Source organism: Teredinibacter sp. KSP-S5-2 (genome assembly GCF_032773895.1).
GTDB lineage: Bacteria > Pseudomonadota > Gammaproteobacteria > Pseudomonadales > Cellvibrionaceae.
Genome location: NZ_CP120416.1, coordinates 2,541,811 through 2,560,448 on the forward strand (window position 1 = coordinate 2,541,811; position 18,638 = coordinate 2,560,448).

Annotated in this window: 13 protein-coding genes; 1 reads left to right on the top strand and 12 read right to left on the bottom strand. The window is 42.8% G+C overall.

Features of this window, described 5'->3' with window-relative positions; translation table 11 throughout:
- Positions 1-24 precede the first annotated feature (24 nt).
- The 8 genes from P5V12_RS11065 to P5V12_RS11100 form a co-directional block, all read right to left on the bottom strand.
- Positions 25-954 carry a GGDEF domain-containing response regulator gene (locus P5V12_RS11065; RefSeq protein ID WP_316953149.1) on the bottom strand — a complete coding sequence of 310 codons (930 nt, stop codon included), beginning with the start codon at positions 952-954 and terminating at the stop codon, positions 25-27.
- Positions 955-967: 13 nt separating this feature from the next.
- The gene (locus tag P5V12_RS11070) at positions 968-1,414 is read right to left on the bottom strand and encodes a response regulator (protein WP_316953150.1); all 447 of its coding nucleotides are present in this window, start codon (positions 1,412-1,414) and stop codon (positions 968-970) included.
- Positions 1,407-4,016 carry a PAS domain S-box protein gene (locus tag P5V12_RS11075; protein ID WP_316953151.1) on the bottom strand — a complete coding sequence of 870 codons (2,610 nt, stop codon included), beginning with the start codon at positions 4,014-4,016 and terminating at the stop codon, positions 1,407-1,409. The genes P5V12_RS11070 and P5V12_RS11075 overlap by 8 nt, the downstream gene beginning before the upstream one ends.
- 278 nt (positions 4,017-4,294) lie before the next feature.
- Positions 4,295-5,932 (bottom strand): methyl-accepting chemotaxis protein, encoded by a 1,638-nt coding sequence (locus P5V12_RS11080; protein WP_316953152.1) that lies wholly within the window; start codon positions 5,930-5,932, stop codon positions 4,295-4,297.
- Positions 5,933-6,176: 244 nt separating this feature from the next.
- Positions 6,177-8,813 carry a phosphoenolpyruvate carboxylase gene (gene ppc / locus P5V12_RS11085; protein WP_316953153.1) on the bottom strand — a complete coding sequence of 879 codons (2,637 nt, stop codon included), beginning with the start codon at positions 8,811-8,813 and terminating at the stop codon, positions 6,177-6,179.
- Between the two features lie 352 nt (positions 8,814-9,165).
- A complete protein-coding gene (locus P5V12_RS11090; protein ID WP_316953154.1) occupies positions 9,166-9,927 on the bottom strand; it encodes a substrate-binding periplasmic protein in 762 nt (253 codons plus the stop codon).
- 170 nt (positions 9,928-10,097) lie between these two features.
- Positions 10,098-11,003 carry a polysaccharide deacetylase family protein gene (locus P5V12_RS11095; protein WP_316953155.1) on the bottom strand — a complete coding sequence of 302 codons (906 nt, stop codon included), beginning with the start codon at positions 11,001-11,003 and terminating at the stop codon, positions 10,098-10,100.
- 86 nt (positions 11,004-11,089) lie between these two features.
- Positions 11,090-11,386 (bottom strand): hypothetical protein, encoded by a 297-nt coding sequence (locus P5V12_RS11100; protein ID WP_316953156.1) that lies wholly within the window; start codon positions 11,384-11,386, stop codon positions 11,090-11,092.
- A gap of 1,060 nt (positions 11,387-12,446) precedes the next feature.
- Here P5V12_RS11100 and P5V12_RS11105 point away from each other — a divergent pair.
- Entirely contained in the window at positions 12,447-12,689 is a 243-nt protein-coding gene (locus P5V12_RS11105; protein ID WP_316953157.1) for a DUF6316 family protein, read from the top strand.
- 316 nt (positions 12,690-13,005) lie between these two features.
- On the opposite strand, the gene P5V12_RS11110 is transcribed toward P5V12_RS11105, so the two are convergent.
- From P5V12_RS11110 to cysG, 4 genes are all read right to left on the bottom strand, one after another.
- Positions 13,006-15,285 (bottom strand): glycosyl hydrolase family 18 protein, encoded by a 2,280-nt coding sequence (locus P5V12_RS11110; protein ID WP_316953158.1) that lies wholly within the window; start codon positions 15,283-15,285, stop codon positions 13,006-13,008.
- Between the two features lie 103 nt (positions 15,286-15,388).
- Positions 15,389-16,747 (bottom strand): glutathione-disulfide reductase, encoded by a 1,359-nt coding sequence (gene gorA / locus P5V12_RS11115; RefSeq protein ID WP_316953159.1) that lies wholly within the window; start codon positions 16,745-16,747, stop codon positions 15,389-15,391.
- A 168-nt stretch (positions 16,748-16,915) separates the two neighbouring features.
- Positions 16,916-17,173 (bottom strand): hypothetical protein, encoded by a 258-nt coding sequence (locus P5V12_RS11120; RefSeq protein ID WP_316953160.1) that lies wholly within the window; start codon positions 17,171-17,173, stop codon positions 16,916-16,918.
- Positions 17,174-17,253: 80 nt separating this feature from the next.
- Positions 17,254-18,633: a siroheme synthase CysG gene (gene cysG / locus P5V12_RS11125; RefSeq protein ID WP_316953161.1), complete on the bottom strand. Its 1,380-nt coding sequence runs from the start codon at positions 18,631-18,633 to the stop codon at positions 17,254-17,256.
- Between the last annotated feature and the right edge of the window lie 5 nt (positions 18,634-18,638).

Here is an 18,638-nt window from a genome sequence, read left to right on the forward strand (position 1 = left end):
TTTTAATCCCCTATGCTGGATAAGCTACTTCTCTTCCAAGCTATAAATAGAGAGTTGGTTTTTTCCCTTTCGTTTACTTTCATACATTGCTTCATCGGCGTAAGACAAAAGCTTTTGAGGCGTCATGCCGGGCATCCACTCACATATACCGATACTAATACCAATAACGAATTCCTTCACATGACTATTCACCAGGATCTTGTAGGGCTTCACAAGATTTTCATGTTTTTGCTTCAACGCTAAAAGTAAATTATCGATGGACTGATAGTTGGTAAAAACCAAAACAAACTCATCTCCACCCAGGCGCGCCGCCATATCTGAAGCTCGAAGGTGATTTTTTAGTCGCAAACCAAACTGTTTTAGTAATTCATCACCTGATCGATGACCATATTGATCATTTATCCCTTTGAATTCATCCAAGTCAAGTAAAGCCACAGCCAGCTTTGAGTCATGAGCCCGCTGACTATAATCAATCAGTATTTCTAGTCGATCAAACAATGCAGCTCTATTATACAAGTTCGTCAGCACATCTGTTTTTAGCTGTTTTTCCAACTGAACTTTTAATTCGTACCTTTCTATTGCGTAACAAATAGAGCGAGACAAAACCGACGCAGAAACATCATTTTTGGGGATATAGTCTTCTGCCCCTTCGCGAATAGCTAACTCACCCATACCTTCGTCATTACTCCCGGTAAAAACGATAACCGGAATTTCTGATGCACTTTTCTTGAAATGAATAAGCGTATTAATTCCCATGTATTTATCTAGATTTAAATCCAGCAATGCAACATCCACTTTCGATTGTTGTAGTGCCGTTTCAGCACTTTCAATATCGTATACGTGAAGTAAATTGAATGAAATATCCTGCATGCTCGACAACATCCGATTCACGATGTAAAAATCATCATAATCGTCATCGATTACCAACACAGAAATTTTTCTACCGCTATTCATTGGGACATACCCGCTATATCAGTTTATGGCTTGTCCGGGCAACACCAATCCAGTAATCGCAGAGGCTTTGTGCCATCCCGATCATCTCAGAGTATGTTCCCGGTTTAACGATCACTGTGTTTGCGCCTGTGCTATAGGCTTCGTCAATATCCAACTGAGAGTTAGATGTGGTATATACAACAATCGGGATGGTATTTAATTTTTCAGAATCACGTATTTTTTTCAATGCAGCTTTGCCTCCCATCCCAGGCATATTCAAATCGAGTAAAACCAGATCCGGGAGACCTTTCCGGTCATTGGCTATGGTGATATTTAAATAATCCAGTAACTCTTCTGCAGAATCCAAGCATTTTAAATTCACATTATATTGGGTCTGCTCAACCGCTTTACGTAACATGTATTGATCATCTAAATCATCATCAGCCACCACCATTTGTATTGATCGTACAGGGCTAATCATTGACTAACACTCCACTCTTATATGGAAGTAATATTGTAAAAACAACACCTTCCATCGGCTTGCCTTTAGCAAAAATTTTTCCGTCATGGGCTTCAACAATTTGTTTACACAAAGCCAACCCCATTCCATGACCTTTGACGGATTTACCAACCAGCCTACGAAAGGGTTCAAATATCTGTTCATTAAACTCTTCCTCAAACCCCACACCGTTATCCTTAAAGGTAATCACTACCCCCATATTGTTTACATCATGATCGATAACAATCCGAGGTGACACGCTTTTCTTCCTGTAACGAATACTGTTGGAAATCAGATTTCTAAAAAGCACTTGAAAGCAATTGAAATCGACGTTCAAAACCAAGTCTTTAGAAAGCTTTATCTCAGCTGAGTTAGACTCAATGGGCTCTGACAGGTCCTCTTCGACACATTGAATTACTTCCGATAGTTTTGTTCTCTCCCGATTAACTTTTTGTCTTGAATAACGTGAGAGCAAAAGTAAGCTATCAATCATTTCGCGCATACGCTTTGAGGATTCAATCACTTTATTCAGTTCATACTTTGCATCAGGATCATCTAAGACACCCTGCAATCGATCTTTCAAACAGTCAGAAAAAGTGCTTATCTTCCTAAGAGGTTCCTGCAAATCGTGAGAAGCAGAATAAGCAAAACGCTCTAATGCTTTATTGGACTCCGCCAAAGATTCTTCAATACGTTTTCGTTCAGAAATATCTTCAATAATACATATATAGTGTGTAACTTCCTCTGTTTCGTCCTGTGCCACTGAAGCTGTCAGATTTACCCAAATAACTTCGCCATTCACCTTAATAAATTGCTTTTCCGATGAATATTGATGCGCACCGTCCGCCAGATAACGCTTCATCATTTCGAAATCAGCGTACTGGGTATCAGAATATTGCACTTTCTGAAACAGCATTCCCCGCAGTTCATCGGCGCTATAGCCGAGAATATCCCGCAGTGTTTTATTTGATTTTTTCCAATGCCCTTCTGTATCAACGTGAGCAATACCAACAGGAGCCTGTTCAAAGGTGACAAAATAGTCTTTTGCCAGAATCGCAATTTGGGCTTCGCGGCTTTTTAGTTCGGTAATATCAAAGAATGTGCCCAACATTTCTTTAGGCTCACCCGATTCATAGTACGAATAGATTGAATCTCGGGAATAGCACCAGATCCACTGGCCGTTTTTATGTTTAAACCGATATTCAAGTGGAACTCCGGTTTTCCCCTTATCCAACAGAACATCATCCAAATGACGAGAGAGTTTGCCGAGATCTTCATCATGATACAGGCTCATTAATTGCCCTTTGTCTTGAAGTTCCGTCAGATCTTCCAGGGTATAACCTGTAATTTCCGTGTATTGCTGGTTAATAAAGGTATTAACCTGTCCCTTCAAGTTGAATAAGTACATCCCACTGAGCGATTTTTCCAAAACCGCATTCAGAAAATTAGACTGTTCTTCTAACTGAAATTCAAGATTCCTACGTGCATTAATGTTTGATAGTGTGCCAGAGAAAAGAATTGCACTACCGAGCTCATTAAAAATTGCATTTCCTCGGGCATGCATCCATTGGTAGTCACCATATTCAGTCTTGCCTAAATACTCCATATCAAAGGGGGCATCACCCAGTAAATGCTTCTCAATGGCCGTATGCATTTCTTTAACATAATCAGAGTGAACATGGTCTAACCAAATATCAATGTTGGAATATTCGGTATCGGTGTTAACCCCCAGCATTTTCAACATTTTTGAACTGAACCAAACAACGCCAGAGGTCAGATTCCATTCCCACACCCCATCTTGTACAGCATCAATTGCACGTCGAATACGGTTGGATGATTCATTAATTTTTGCCCGGTTTTCTTCATTACTTTTTAGGTCGACAACAGATGCGAATGCATGTTTTTCACCTTCAAAGTCGTGAACGGAAAGACGAATATCAACCCACACCAGATCGCCATTTTTGGAGACGGCTCTAACCATACGGCCGGCCGCCATCGCGTAATCCTGAGTGGGGTTTTGCATGTACTCATCGACTAGTTGTATATGATGACCAACAAAACCTTCCGGTAGCAATACATCTAACAGTTGACCGTTCAACTCTCCTTCGTCATAACCAAACATTTTTTCCAAAGCTCGGTTGGCAATCCGAATCTTCCTATCACAATCTATAACCAATAATCCTGTAGGCAGAAGTTCCAAAGAAAAGCGGAAAATGGATTCAGACTTTGAGCCCATATTCATGCCACTATGGCTGGTGTTATATATACAAAGAGGCGATGCCCCCAAAGAGATCAGCGACACACTGGGCATGGGGGAAAAACGAGATAGCCAATAGAATATTGGTAGACCAATGACAAGAATGGTTGTGGTGGAGATTAATAGAGCTAGATAACGCTCGTCCAAATAATAATGAACAATGATTAACAACTGCCAATATACGGTAATAGACGCAAAGAAAATGAAAGGTAGTTTTTTCCTAGACGTATCATTCACGTACTCAAAAAAACGATGGCTATTTGTCAGTAGGAATAAACAGCATGTTAGCAGCACACCAACCAGTGTATGGCTGTCTAAATAGCGCATAAAACCATACTCCGATATTGATTAAACACCGTCGACGGGATCGAAATGTGCCTGTATGGTGGATTTGTCATTAACACTCTGAATACATCCTGTCATTATCAAAGCGACCGCATGACGTAAGTTTGGTCTACGAAAGCTGTAGTTTCCAGAGAATGATGATGTATTCACACAATTCAAAGACACCTTGTTAGATACAACACATTTACTGACAAATAAGTAATTTGCACACTCTGTCAAGTAAACACACGCCATAAAATGCAAATTGCTTTCGTCCGGATTTAGTATTTAAACTGTTTAACCATATTGTTCAGTGAATCACTTACAGCAACCAAGTCATGCGCAGACTTAGCTGTTTTTTCTGTATCCTGTGCGGACTGTTGCGACAACTGCGATATTTGAACCACATTCATATCAATTTCCCTGGCAGTCGCAGTTTGCTCTTCTGCAGCACTCGCGATTTGCATATTCATATCTGAGATTGTCGCCACAGAGCTGGCAATATTTTCTAAAGACACCCTGGCTTTACTCGCCAGCTCAACAGTTTGCTGGGCAGAGTCTCGGCCCGTTTGCATAACTTTTACCGCTTCCGCTGCCCCCTGTTGTAAATCTTCGATCATTTGATTGATTTCTTGCGTAGACTCTTGAGTACGTGCAGCCAGAGTTCGTACTTCATCGGCCACAACAGCAAACCCTCGCCCTTGTTCACCAGCGCGCGCAGCTTCAATCGCAGCATTCAGGGCCAGTAGATTCGTTTGTTCCGCAATACCACGAATAACATCCAGTACGGAGCCAATTTTTTCTGTGTTGCTATTTAAAGTGTCAATAACATTTGCAGCATGGGAGACCTCTTCCGCAAGAGTATTAATTGCCTTGACCGTTTCATTAACAACTTCTTGCCCCGCAGCAGTTTCATGATCCGTTTCTTTTGCTGCTTGCGCTGCTTTTTCCGCACCTTGAGCAATTTCATTCACGGTTGCAGCCATTTCATTCATTGCTGTTGCAACCTGATGTGTCTGCATTTCCTGCTCTTGAATGTGATCACTGTTCCGTGCAGCCGCACTGGCTAATAAATCAGATTCGTTACTGAGTGTTTTTGCTACATCCCCTACTTCGGAAATGATTTTTTGAATTTTTGAAGTGAAAACATTGAAAGCCTGAGAAAGCTTGGTGATTTCATCAGAACCTAGTTCCGATAAGCGAACGGTTAAGTCTCCCTCCCCTTCAGCGATATCGGTCAACGCCTCAGTGGTGTCATTCAGTGGAGATAGAACACTTTTGGTCATCATGAATAGACCAGAAACAAATGCCAACAGCAATATCAGATTAGTTGATGCCAAGGTCATGACATTTTTCCAGAAAATTGCATCAACATCATCGATGTAAATACCGGAACCAATAATCCATCCCCATTCATCAAAGCTTTTGACAAAAGAAACTTTAGGCACAGGCTTTTCATTTCCGCCTTTAGGCCAACTATATGGCACCATGCCCTGGCCACTTTTGCGGGCAACGCTGACCATGTCACTAAATAGCAGCACACCATGGGGGTCTGCGAACCGACTAAGGTCGCTTCCATCGAGCTCCGGTTTAAATGGGTGCATCACCATTTTTGGAACCATATCGATAATAAAAAAGTAGTTATTACCGTCGTACCTTAGATTTTTTATCGCTGTTTTAGCCCCTTGCATTGCTTGTTCACGACTTATTTCTCCTGCCTGATATCGTTCATTCCAATCGAGCACCGCGCTATAGGCTGTCTCCACGAGTTTTTTAACCTGTGACTCCTTCTCCATCATGATCTCACTTTTTATTTGCGCCAAAGAGATCACTGTAATTAAGATGAAACCAAACATGACTAAAACAAGTACTAGCCACAACCGCATGTTTATCGATACTTTTCGAAATAGATTCATCATTTCTACCACTAATCCTGTTAAAAAAACGCTTTGCTCATGTGCTTATTGTTAAAGCATAGATCAGGATAAAAATATGGAAACAGCAAAAGGTTATATAGTCGTTATAAAAAGACCAGCTCTATATACAGAAAAGAATAAAAAACGGATTATTGACGCTGTTTAGTCGTTTTTCACGACGAGAAAAGCAAAGAAACGGAGGAAGTTAAGCCACCCCATTTCGGGGTGACTTATTTAGAGGAAGGTATCAGCCCGTGTTACGCATTCCGGCTGCAACACCAGCGATGGTGATCATCAATGATTTTTCAACAATTTCACCTGGCTCGTCTTTAGCCATGCGTGAGCGTTTTAACAACTCTGCCTGTAACAAATTTAATGGGTTTGTGTAAGCTGCCCGGGTTTGAATGGACCCCAATATTCCCGGCTCATCCAACAATAGACCATGTTCTGGATTGATCTTAACCACAAGGTCAATGGCTTCCTGCAATCGATCCCGAAGTGATTGACCCAGCCCCCAGAGTGACTCAGGAACCAAGGTTCGGTCATAGTATTCAGCCAACCAGATATCCGACTTCAAGAACACCATTTCCAACAATCCAATTCGAGCGCGGAAAAACGGCCACTGCTGACACATTTCTTCCAACAAGGGTTGCTTACCATTCTTAATGGCATTACCCAAGCCATCACCCGCTCCCAGCCAAACGGGCAACATCAGGCGATTCTGCATCCACGAGAAGATCCAGGGAATGGCCCTCAAACTCTCAACACCACCGTCCGGCTTCCTTTTTGACGGACGAGAACCCAATGGCAACTTGCCAAGTTCCAGCTCGGGTGTTGCTGCGCGGAAATAAGGTACGAAATCTTTGTGGCCACGAACAATTCCACGATATTCTTCACAGGAGTCCTTGGCGATTTCTGCGATCAACTCCCGCCACTCTTCTTTTGGACTTGGCGGTGGCAGAAGGTTTCCTTCCAAAATTGCTGAAGCATACAGACGCAGGTTATTTTGCGCGGCTTGTGGTAAACCAAACTTAAAGCGAATCATCTCACCCTGTTCTGTCACCCTCAGACCACCTTTTAAGGAGCCAGGAGGCTGTGATAACAAGGCGGTATGCGCCGGAGCACCACCTCGACCAACAGTACCACCTCGACCGTGGAACAGAACCATTTTTAAATTATGGCGATCGCCAATTTCAACCAGGGTTTCCTGCGCACGGTACTGTGCCCAGGTTGCGGCGAACATGCCCGCATCTTTGGCTGAGTCGGAATAACCAATCATCACATGCTGAGAATCCTGAATGTGTTCACGGTACCACTCTATTCCCAATAATCTTTCGATGACATCTCCAGCTCTTTCCAAATCATCCAAAGTCTCAAAAAGAGGAGCAACAGGGATTTTAAACTTACAACCGGCTTCCTTAAGCAATAACAATACAGCCAATACATCAGAAGCCTGTTTGGCCATAGATATAATGTAGATACCCAAAGAATTGGGGTCTGTTTCTGCAACAACTTTACAAGTATCCAACACTTCCTGAGTATCTGCAGAAGGCTGCCAATCAAGCGGAACCAATGGACGTTTGGACTTTAATTCTCGAATCAGGAATGCCTGCTTATCATCCTCGCTCCAGCTGGCGTAATCTCCAATCTCCAAGTAATTTGTGAGCTCACTTATCGCAAGCATGTGGCGCTCACCATCTTGTCGGATATCCAGCTTAACCAAGTGCACGCCAAATGCCGCGACTCTGCGAATAACATTGCGCAACTCACCATCGGCAATGAGTTGCAAATCGCAAGCAACCAGAGAATTGTAGATGAGCAACAACGGCTGCATGATTTGCTCTGAGCGAGTAATAATATTCTTACCCTGATCTTTTTTGCCTTCTAGCTGACCGTCAATCCATTTTTGCGTGGCTTTTAGATCGGCAATCAACTTACGCATTATTGCCCAGTATGGTTCGGCTGCATCATCAACCAACTCTCGCACTTCTTTGGTGCAACACGAAACAGAAAGCTCATCCATTAAAGCCGTTAAATCACGTACATACAGCCTCGCAGCAATACTACGCGCAATCAATAACACTTCTCGAGTGACGTTGTGTGTTACAAATGGGTTGCCGTCTCGGTCTCCGCCCATCCAGCTGCCGATGCGAACTGGGGCAGCATTAACCGGCAAGTAGATATCCAACTCATCATGCAGCGTTTCATCAAGTTCTCGAACGAACTCTGGAATAGCCTGCCAAAGGGAATGCTCAACCACGTTAAAACCCCACTTGGCTTCGTCAACCGGGGTTGGCCGTGCGGCACGAAATTCGTTGGTATTCCAACCCTGGCAAATCAAACGTTCAATGGTCTGCTTTGCCTCATTTTTCTCCGCCTCAGTTAAGTCCTTTAACTCCAACTTAAGGAGACTATCAACAATTTTTGCCTGCTTATTGATGAGAGTTCGACGTGTCACCTCTGTCGGGTGAGCGGTTAACACCAACTCCATAGACAGGTTGTCTACTGCGGCAATAATCTCTTCACGGGGAATATCGGCTGTTCGCAGTTTCTGGATTAACGCCTGAACACTATCCTGACGGCATACACCATCGGCACAAAAGCGTGAGATATCATGGTGTTGCTCGGCGATGTTCACCAAGTTAAGGAACTTACTAAAGGCACGGGTAACCGGAAGCAACTCTGAATCGGGAATTTCATGCAGCGCCTCTATTAGTTCCTGGCGTGCAGTTTCATCTTTATGTTTGTGGGCTTTTTTCGCCAGCTTCCGGATTTTCTCAACTCTATCTAACAACTTTTGCCCTTCATGGCGTAACAAGGTATCCCCCAGTATCCCACCGAGCATACTGATATTTTCACGTACTTGATTGTTAGATTCGGACATACACACTCCACCTAATGACACATTAACCGCACTTGATTAAAGGGTTTTTAATCCGTTTTAAAGGTTAATAAGAAGGATGAATAGATAACTGATACTTGAGTAAAAACCCAAGCGCTTACGACAGCGGGCAATACTAGCATGACTTTTGCGTAGATTGTAGGATTTGACGCCCTATCCTTCATAGGCTCCGTGCATCAAGTGACCATTTCATACCGAAGAATGAAAGAAACTCACCAGAGAGATTAATGCTAGGTATTAGTAGGCCAACGCATACAAAGCCAACAGAACTTAACAGCTTAGAAAAATGACAGTTTTATGACTCAAGCCTCGTACAACTGAAATATAACCCAGCCTAAATTGAAAAGAACTCTTCATATAGTTTCTGATAAAGCGGCTCGGCTTTGAGCTTCTTCAGCTCTTCAGAAAAACGCTCTACCATCTCTTTGGCAACTCTTTCTTTGCTAAAAGCCACATACAAACCATCCACTTTAATGGGTGCATTGGAAAACGCATGCATGTTGTATATATGATTTTTCTTTAAAACATGTAACGCATTACCCAACTCTGCCACAGTAAAATCAATACGCCCCGCATTTAACATTTTAAAGTTCTGTTCATCACTCGTAGTAAGCATGTATAACTTGTTCACCTCCACAAACTGCCAGAAATCATGGGTATAACTGTAACCTCGAACCAATCCAATTTGCCTGCCCAGTAAATCATCAAACCTTTTGTACTCTAACTCATCCTCCTGCTTTGCCCATACAACCCAGGGCGAATCCACCAAGGGTTCCGATGGATAATAGGCAAAAACTTCTCTTTCCGGTGTTTTGTTGGCAGAAAAAAGCCCGTCTACCATCCCTTTCTCTAACATCGTAATCGCCCTCTTCCAAGGATAATGCCGATACCCTTGAACATTCACCTCCATCCGCTTAAAAACCACATCCACTACGGCGACACTAAACCCTCCCACCTTTCCGTCATTCACAATTTGATAAGGCGGCCAGTCATCACATATCAGCGTTAACCCACGACTCGGCTCAGCGATGGAAACTTGAGAAAACCAGAAGAAGGATAACCAGAAGAGCAAAAACAAGCCTCTGTCCTTATTCATTAGTCACTCCTGTTCTATGGTGTAAAACCAAGCAGAATATGGCTTACAGATTCATTGAGTACATTAGAGTATAGGAAGAAAAATAGAGAAAAAGCTTTGTCGGACGCAATACAGGCAACAAAAGAACAAGCAAAGAATTTTGGAGAACAAAAAGAGGAAATAGTTTTTAACTATTGAATCACAGCATACTCTTTAAGGAGTCGGTCCAAGTACTCGGTGTTTTCAGAAGGATGGCGAAGTAATTCTTCAGGCACCCCTTTCATATACGCAATAGCAGCGACTCGCCCCTGTTTATTAAAATCAAACTCCCGGCCATATTGAGACAACAGCGGTTCATTGTAGGCTTCAAGGGGAGAAATAATTTGCCATCCTTCCTGACGAATTTTGGCAATCAAATCAGGCAGAAAAAGCGCGGCCAAATCATTTTCGTGCAGCAATAAAACATGCTTGGGGGATTTCCCCAACGCTTTAACAGCAACTGCATCATAAAACTGTATACAAGCCCACAACACATCCACATACAAACGTTTCAGATTTTCGATGTTAAGCTTTTTACCGTCTCCCATAGCCGTTACATACAGCGAATTAACATACCAGTCAAAGTTGTCGACGGTGACATACCCAACCCTATAACCCAGCTCATCCAAACCATCCAGAATTACCTTCCTCTTGGTTTTCGAGTCGCCATGGTGCAAATAAGGAAAACGAAAATAATTTACCTGATTGGAAAAAAGCTTAATCATAGAATGGGCTTTGCGGGCATCTGACAAGAAACCTTCTGCCGAAATTTTATTAGCCGAGGTATGAGAAAAGGAATGGTTTGCCAAATGAAATCCGGCATCAGCATACTGAGTTAAACGCTTAGCTGAAGTATCAGATAAATACTGAGCCGTAACAAAAAAGAGCGCATCGGGCACATTTGATTCCTTTAAAGCAGAAATAATACGCTTGGTTCGCTCCTCGCCGGTCATCACGGATGTGCCCGGCATGGGAGCGTCATCGAATGTGAGGGCGATTTGTTGGGCGTGACAATCTGGAACAAACCAGATAGCACACATCAAAATAAAGAAACGCATTAATCACCCTATTCTGAGGCACCTAAAACATTCAACTCTAATCTAATAGATAGTGCGTGCTCTACTTTTTACACATATAAAACACACTACTCTTCAAATAAAAACAGGATCAGAAAATAATAATCTTTTACTAACAGGCCATCCTGAACATTGCCTTTAACGCTATACCTAGTAGCATACAAATATGACACAGCATGATCAACATAATCCTCTAACGGGTAGTATTTTACCAATCTAACGTTGATAACACTTCCTGAGCCATCAATATCTGCTAGCAGCAAAACCCACCCTTCAAGATTTTGTTCTATCATAACTTCCGGGTATGTCATTACTGGAGAATACTCAGGAGAACCGAAACTACGCCCGTGATTTAGTTCGGTCATATTAGGTATTCGTTCAATCCGAATAATATCCTTTCCAGGAGAGCATCCGATCAGAACCAAAGCAAAGAATAAAAAATATATTTTGCAACACCTGACCATCAGTTTTCCCTAAGCCCATCAATTTTAGAATTTAAATTCCGAATCCGTGGCTCGTAACTTTTCTCAATAAGGTCAATCTTCTTCATTAAACGATCAGTTGCTTGCTGATGCACATCTTGTATAGTCGTATAAGTTTCTCTCACTCTTGGGGCAATTAAGTCTGACCCCATTGAGTTGTTTTGCCACTAGACGCAAAAAAGATTACACATAGAAAACATGAAAACCAGAAAAATACAATAATAAAACAAAAAATAACACTATATTTCTTAGCTCTTTATACTCCTTTTTTATACTGCACCCACCCAACGTCATATTCTCATCAAAAAGATAAGAATAAAAAACGAAAAGCGGGTATAAAACGAGTATCAATGAGGTAAATATTGTAGTCAACTCAGGACTATATAAAACAAAATGAGTAAACCAAACAAAACATGTAATAAACACAAAAAGTTTATAGAACAGCTTTATCCAGCCTTGTTTTTTCATCTCCGTCGCCCGTCCAATCTAACAGCCACCCGCATTAACATCTGTACCATAGTAACAAACCCGAGTTTCAACCGGTAACATAGCTTTACGACACTCCAGCCTTGTCGACTCAAACAAAGTACTGCAATTTCCAATACCCTTCCAATAGTTTCTATGGCTTCACTCACAATATATACTCCAACCCCAACTTTGATTCCTTTTTAGATACTAACACCACAATTTCACGAATTGAGATATAAAAACTCGGCAACTCTGTGAACTCTTTTTCAAGATTCGAGCGGCATTTTTTTGACTAATATTCACCCAAGTCAAAGTTTGGTAGAGATTTGTCAATTTTTTTTACATCACTTCCACAGGCAAGCGTCAAATTCTACATAAGACGCTGATTTTATTGTGTTTTTTGTTTTGGCATAAAAAATGCTTATGGCCGATAAGTTTTTTAATCCCCACGACGATTTTTATTGGAGTTGTAGCTGTGATCTGTAGGAAGAATGAGGAAAAAAAAGTTCGGTACCGCACCGACAGATGTTTTCGAGTTGGTAACGACTGGTATTTCGCCACAAGGGAGGGTAAGGATATTGGCCCATATAAGAATCGCGTAGCAGCTGAACGAGCAGTTCCCCGATATGTAAAAATTATGCTGGAGGATAAAACTTCAGGAATCTATGCCAGACGAATTGCAATGGAAGGGCTTTGGGCTTCGACACTCTATGCTTAAATGAAGGTAGAACGGTTACTGGAGGTGCAATGATTGGGTGGCCTCCTTGCCTTGCACTTCCCTAAAATGCCAGCGTCCCATTTTTCAGTAAATCAGAAAAGCTCTTTTCGGCTTCTGTGAAACTGACTGTAAGACGGCGCGTTGAAAAATGCTAGGTCTAAAAAGCTCATTATCACCAACGGTTTGAAGTATTAATATTTTCATATATAAATCAAATAGTTACAAACTATATAGGTAGGTAATATTTCATCAATTGCAGAGCAAAATGGCTTACAAAACATTCAATATACGCAAAATAAAACCACACTCAAGTATATTAAACAGAAAACCAGTGTGGGTATTCCGCTCTAAGCCGGCTTAAAAAAGACCTTGCAATTGGAACAAAGTGTCCACGCATCTTCAACTGATAACTTGTATCTTTCTTAACCACCCCTTCCACGCACGCAGGGTTAATCAGGTATGAACGATGAACTTGTACCAGCAACTCAGGGAAATACATCCTCAACGCCCGCAAACGGGAAAAAACAAAGATCGGCTCTTTCAGATCTTCAGAATGGATACCGCTATACCCCTTTTCCCCTTTAATAAATAATAGCTTGTCTTTTCTCCGAGCAATTTCGTATAGCTCGAGTAGTAACTGAGGTTGCTTTGCCAGCTCTCTGAACTGCTGCCGGGCAAATATCACCTGGTTGCCCAGCCCTCTAAAATACGCTTCCTCACTTGGGCTCAATGGAGACTGAAACTCCAGGGAGATCTGATACCCTCCCATTTCCGGGTTGGAAATCATCGCCTTAACCCTGTCATCAGATACATTCAGCACCTCTCCTTGACCGTCATAATCCGGATGCTCATCCATTTCACCAGACTGCCCCATCAACTCCTCCTCATTCCATAGAGACACCCCTTTTACCCGAAAATCCCCGGATAAAAAGGTAAACATTGTTTCCATCATTTTCTCGAGGTTGTTAGTTTCACTGATCAAATGGGTAAAACGCTCCAGTGAAAGTAAGGCTTCATCAGCCTTTGCAATGGTAGAGTCACTTAGGTTTTCTTTAAATGCTTCGACAGTCACACTCTCCGTAGCCTGCTGCTCAAAGGAAGTTCTTCCGATCTGCGGAATTCGCGTCAGCGGAGAAAAAGAATTTCTGGCGATGACACTTTTCTCTGCCAGTAAGTTAAGCGCCTTTAACTGCTCCGCGCTCAACTTTTCAGCCAAGCTTGGCGGAGGAGAAATAGACAGATAAATAATTTGATCTAAATGCTGCGGCAATGCTCGCAAGGCATAACGCACTCGCTTATGGGTATCCAGTTCTTTATTGTTTTTCTTTCTAATTGCAGACCACTTGTACAACAGGGTCGTCAATGCCCAAATAACAAGCGCCATGGTCATCCACGGAGCAATTAACACGATAAACTTCTGAACCCGGTATAAAAAAGCATCAAAGGAACGAAAATAACCAAAGGTCACTGCGATTAAACCATCGGCACCGTCCACATCACTTGCGACTTCCCATACAGCAACTCCACCCAAATCTTTGTCTTGAATAAATGTCAGCTTATGGTGTAGCGACTCTTTACTCTCGTAAGAAATAAACTGCTTTGTTTTTGGGTTATACAGTGTGCTGGCTTTTACGGCTTCGTCCCAATGCTGCTCATAATCGGGGTTCTTCAATAATTTACTTAATTCCTTATGTGCAATCAGCCCCGTTCTACCAGAATTTTCTTCGTCCCATGTTCCAAGCGATACGCCATCGAACGATTGAAACAACCCTCCACGGTTTGAACCAACGTTCTCCCAACCTGCAGCTACGGCAGCAACGCGTAAAATTATTTTTTCTGGTTTTAAACCCTGCTCGACAACCTCATCCACAACGGTAGCAATCGCGGGTAATGGATGTGCGGGATCAACATACAGCGGAGATCGGTGACCAGTCCGCAAACTCCACGCGCCATGAAAAGTTGCAGTTAATATATGGTAGTAATCAATGTATTGGGATAAGAGTGGGTAGTCCCATCCATGCCGATTATGAGCCTGTTCAGATAACGTGACAGAAATGTGACAATCCGGACATTCCAACTTTAATTCTTGAAAAAAGATTTCCAGGTTTTTTAAGTCGTCCGGACTTTTACTGTTTTTTTCGTAACCACCTGTAATCGGATATCGCCAGTCAAATTCAAAGCCATCAAATCCGTATTGGTTTTTTAATTGCACTGCCGTTGCGATAAACAAATCTCGTTTGTTCTTATCCCTAAGCACTGTCGAATAGTTTTGCGACTGCCCCCAACCACCGATGGTAAGCAAGATTGCCAGATCAGGTTTCTGCTTCTTAAGAATGTCAACGGCGCGATAGTTACCCTCTACTCGCTCTCCAGAATCAAAGATAATGACGTTAGTCAGATCAGTGTATTGGTCTGCGGGAACTACTTCACCGGTATCGTTTAATATTGCCGACGCATAGATAAGGTGGGTTAAAGGCCGGATATTCACATCGGCGAGAGTTTGACCATCTCGATAATAAGCCCAGAACGGGAAGTAGCCGACAATGGCTTTGTCGGCTCCAGAATAACACAAGCTACTGAGCAGGCTTAAAATCACACCTACCCATATCAATCTCAAGTACAGCATATTAACCAGAGTTGTCTAATATTATTATTTTAAGTAGTTAGTGTACTGCAATGTTTCAGGCAGTCCTAGATGTTTACCTTGTCGGTGTTCTCATAGTCACAAATTCTTCCGCGGCTGTAGGGTGTATACCAATAGTTTGATCAAAAATTTCTTTTGTTGCACCGGCATTTATTGCAATGGATATTCCTTGAATAATTTCTCCAGCGTGAGGACCAACCATATGCGCACCTAGTACTTTTTGCGTAGATTTTTCAACAATTAATTTCATAAACGTTCGCTCATCAATACCACTCAGCGTATTTTTTAACGGTTTAAAATTACTGGTAAATATCTCGCATTTAATTCCTCTTTCCTCCGCATCTTCCTCAGTTAAACCAACCGTACCGATATTTGGCTGACAAAAAACAGCCGTCGCAATATTGTCATAGTGGATATTGATGGGCGTTTTTGCAAAAAGAAATTTTGCCAACGCCATGCCTTCAGCCAAAGCAACTGGCGTTAACGCCGCCCGCCCAATCACATCCCCGACCGCATAGATACTTGGCTCATCAGTTTGAAAGGAATCGTTGACTTGAATAAAGCCTTGGCTGGTTGTTTTAACATTTGTATTTTCTAATCCAAGCCCAGCTATTTTGGGTTCACGACCAATAGCAGAAACCACCGCATTCACGTCAGTGGTTCTGCCACTTTTTAAACTTACTTCGAATGAAGTATCGCTATTTTTTTTCAGACCAATTACCTGATCCTCAAAAGAAACTTTTACACCTTTTTTCTGAATTTCTTCTGCAACAAATTGCCTAATTTCCTGATCAAACCCGCGCAAAAATAATGGACCACGATATACCAGCTCTGTGTCACAACCTAAACCATTTAATATGCCAGCAAATTCGACCGCAATATAACCACCCCCTTCCACGATGACTTTTTTGGGCAGTTCTTGCATATAAAAAAAGTCATTCGAATTCAGTACATATTCAGCACCGGGATAAGAAGGTTTTTTGGGCCAACCACCCGTCGCGATTAATATTCGTTCAGAGGAAATACACCGATCACCAACCTTCACGTCATGCGCGCCCTGAATAACACCCGTTCCCGAAATAATTTCCACGCCGGCAGAAGCCAGAATTTTCTCATACACACCATTTAAACGTTGAATTTCGTTCGATTTGTTATCCCTCAGCTTTGCCCAATCGAGTTTTGGTTGAGACTCAAATTGGGACCAACCAAAGCCCTGCGCAGCAGCAAATTCTTCCGAAAATTCCGAAGCATAAACAAATAATTTTTTGGGCACACAACCAACATTGACACAGGTTCCTCCCAAATACAGGTCTTCGATTATGGCGACTTTTGCACCCAGTGACGCAGCAATCCTCGCCGACCGAACACCACCGGAACCCGCGCCAATAACCAAATAATCGTAATCAAAACCCATTGTTGTTTCCCCTCTTAAGGCCTGTGACTTGGTAATAATAGTGAGGAGTCTGGCGCAATTGAAAAAAAATCGCTAGGGGAGAGCTTGGGAAAAACTGAAATGACTATGCTTAATCAAAACGGATTAGGATAGCCATGCTGGTTGTAAGCAGGCTTGGAGCAGAAAAACTCAGGCGTCGGTTTCAATGGTGGGATGGTAATCTCGATCTTCTTTCCGCCGACCTCGTCCCTGACGCATGTCGTATACAGGTCGGTATTCCGATTCTCTTCTACGATCTTGCTTTTTTCTACGCTCGAAAGGCGGACGAGTCTTGCTATGAGCCCTGCGCTCATCGGTGTGGGATTCCACCCCCTGAGCCTGAGCTTGTCTATTGACAGAAGAACCGCTGGGTATGGTTCTGTATGTGGGTTTGATGCTATCTACCATTGCCTGACCAATAACATGATTAATAGTGCCAACATGCGCCCTTACACGCTGCTGTTAATCATTATATCGGCAGGTTTCGATTATTTTTTATACCAATTGAGTTTTTTGTGAAGCTGTACCACTTCCCCAATAATCAACAAAGTTGGCGCATGAACGTCATGTTGTTCAACCAGGTCCGGTAACTCAGCCAGGTTTGATATGTGTACCTTCTGATCCTCCAGTGTTCCCTTCTCGACCAATGCGGCGGGGGTTTCCGCGCTTTTTCCATGCTGAATCATTTGCTCACAGATTTGACGTAAACCGGCCAAGCCCATGTAAAACACAAGAGTTTGGTGTGGTTCAACAAACTCTTTCCAACGAAGGTTAGTCACTCCCTCTTTCAAATGACCGGTAATAAAGCGGACAGACTGAGAGTAGTCCCGGTGAGTGAGTGGGATACCCGAATAAGCCGAGCACCCTGAAGCAGCCGTGATGCCAGGAACAACCTGAAAAGGAATGTTCTCCTCAGCAAGTAGATCAATCTCTTCTCCACCGCGGCCAAAAATAAACGGGTCGCCACCTTTTAACCGAAGAACACGCTTACCCTCTTTTGCATACTTCACTAACAGTTGATTAATCTCAGACTGCTGCACAGCATGCTGCTCGCGGCGTTTCCCCACGTAAACCAGCTCTGCATCACGACGCACCATTTCCAGAATCTGTTTGGAGACAAGCCGATCGTAGAGCACGATTTCCGCCCGCTGCATTAGTCGCAGGGCTTTAAAAGTGAGCAAATCTGGATCCCCCGGCCCGGCTCCCACTAAATACACTTCACCACGAGAATCAAAATCGTCTGTTTCTATGGCTTTCTTGAGGAGTAACTCCGCTTCTTCCCGGTTGCCGGAAATAGCGTGTTCACCCACTGGGCCATCAATAATTTTTTCCCAGAAACGTCTCCGCGCGTCACCAGCCGGAAGCTTGGTTTTGACTAAATCACGGTAACGCCCTACCAGCTTGGCCAGATGACCATAGCTACCAGGAAAAAGGGATTCGATTTTTGACCGAACCCGCCGCGCCAGAACCGGAGCATAGCCCCCGCTGGTTACAGCAACAAGTAACGGGTTTCGATCAACAATTGCAGGAACTATTACAGAGCACAACTCCGGTTGGTCGACAACATTGACAGGGATACGATGCCGATGGCAATCGTTAGAAATATGCTGATTCACATCGGAGTCATTAGTCGCCGCAATAACCAGAACAGAACAATCAATAAATTTTGTTTGATAACGTGATTTTTTGTACATGCCATCCGAGGCATAAACCATTTGTAATAGCTCGTCATCAATTTCCGGGGCGACAACGGAAATACAGGCTTTCGCCTTCAATAATAACCGCGCTTTTCTTGTGGCAACACTCCCCCCCCCGACAATTAAACAGGGTTTATTCTCTATATCGAAAAATAGGGGAAGGTAATCCATTATGT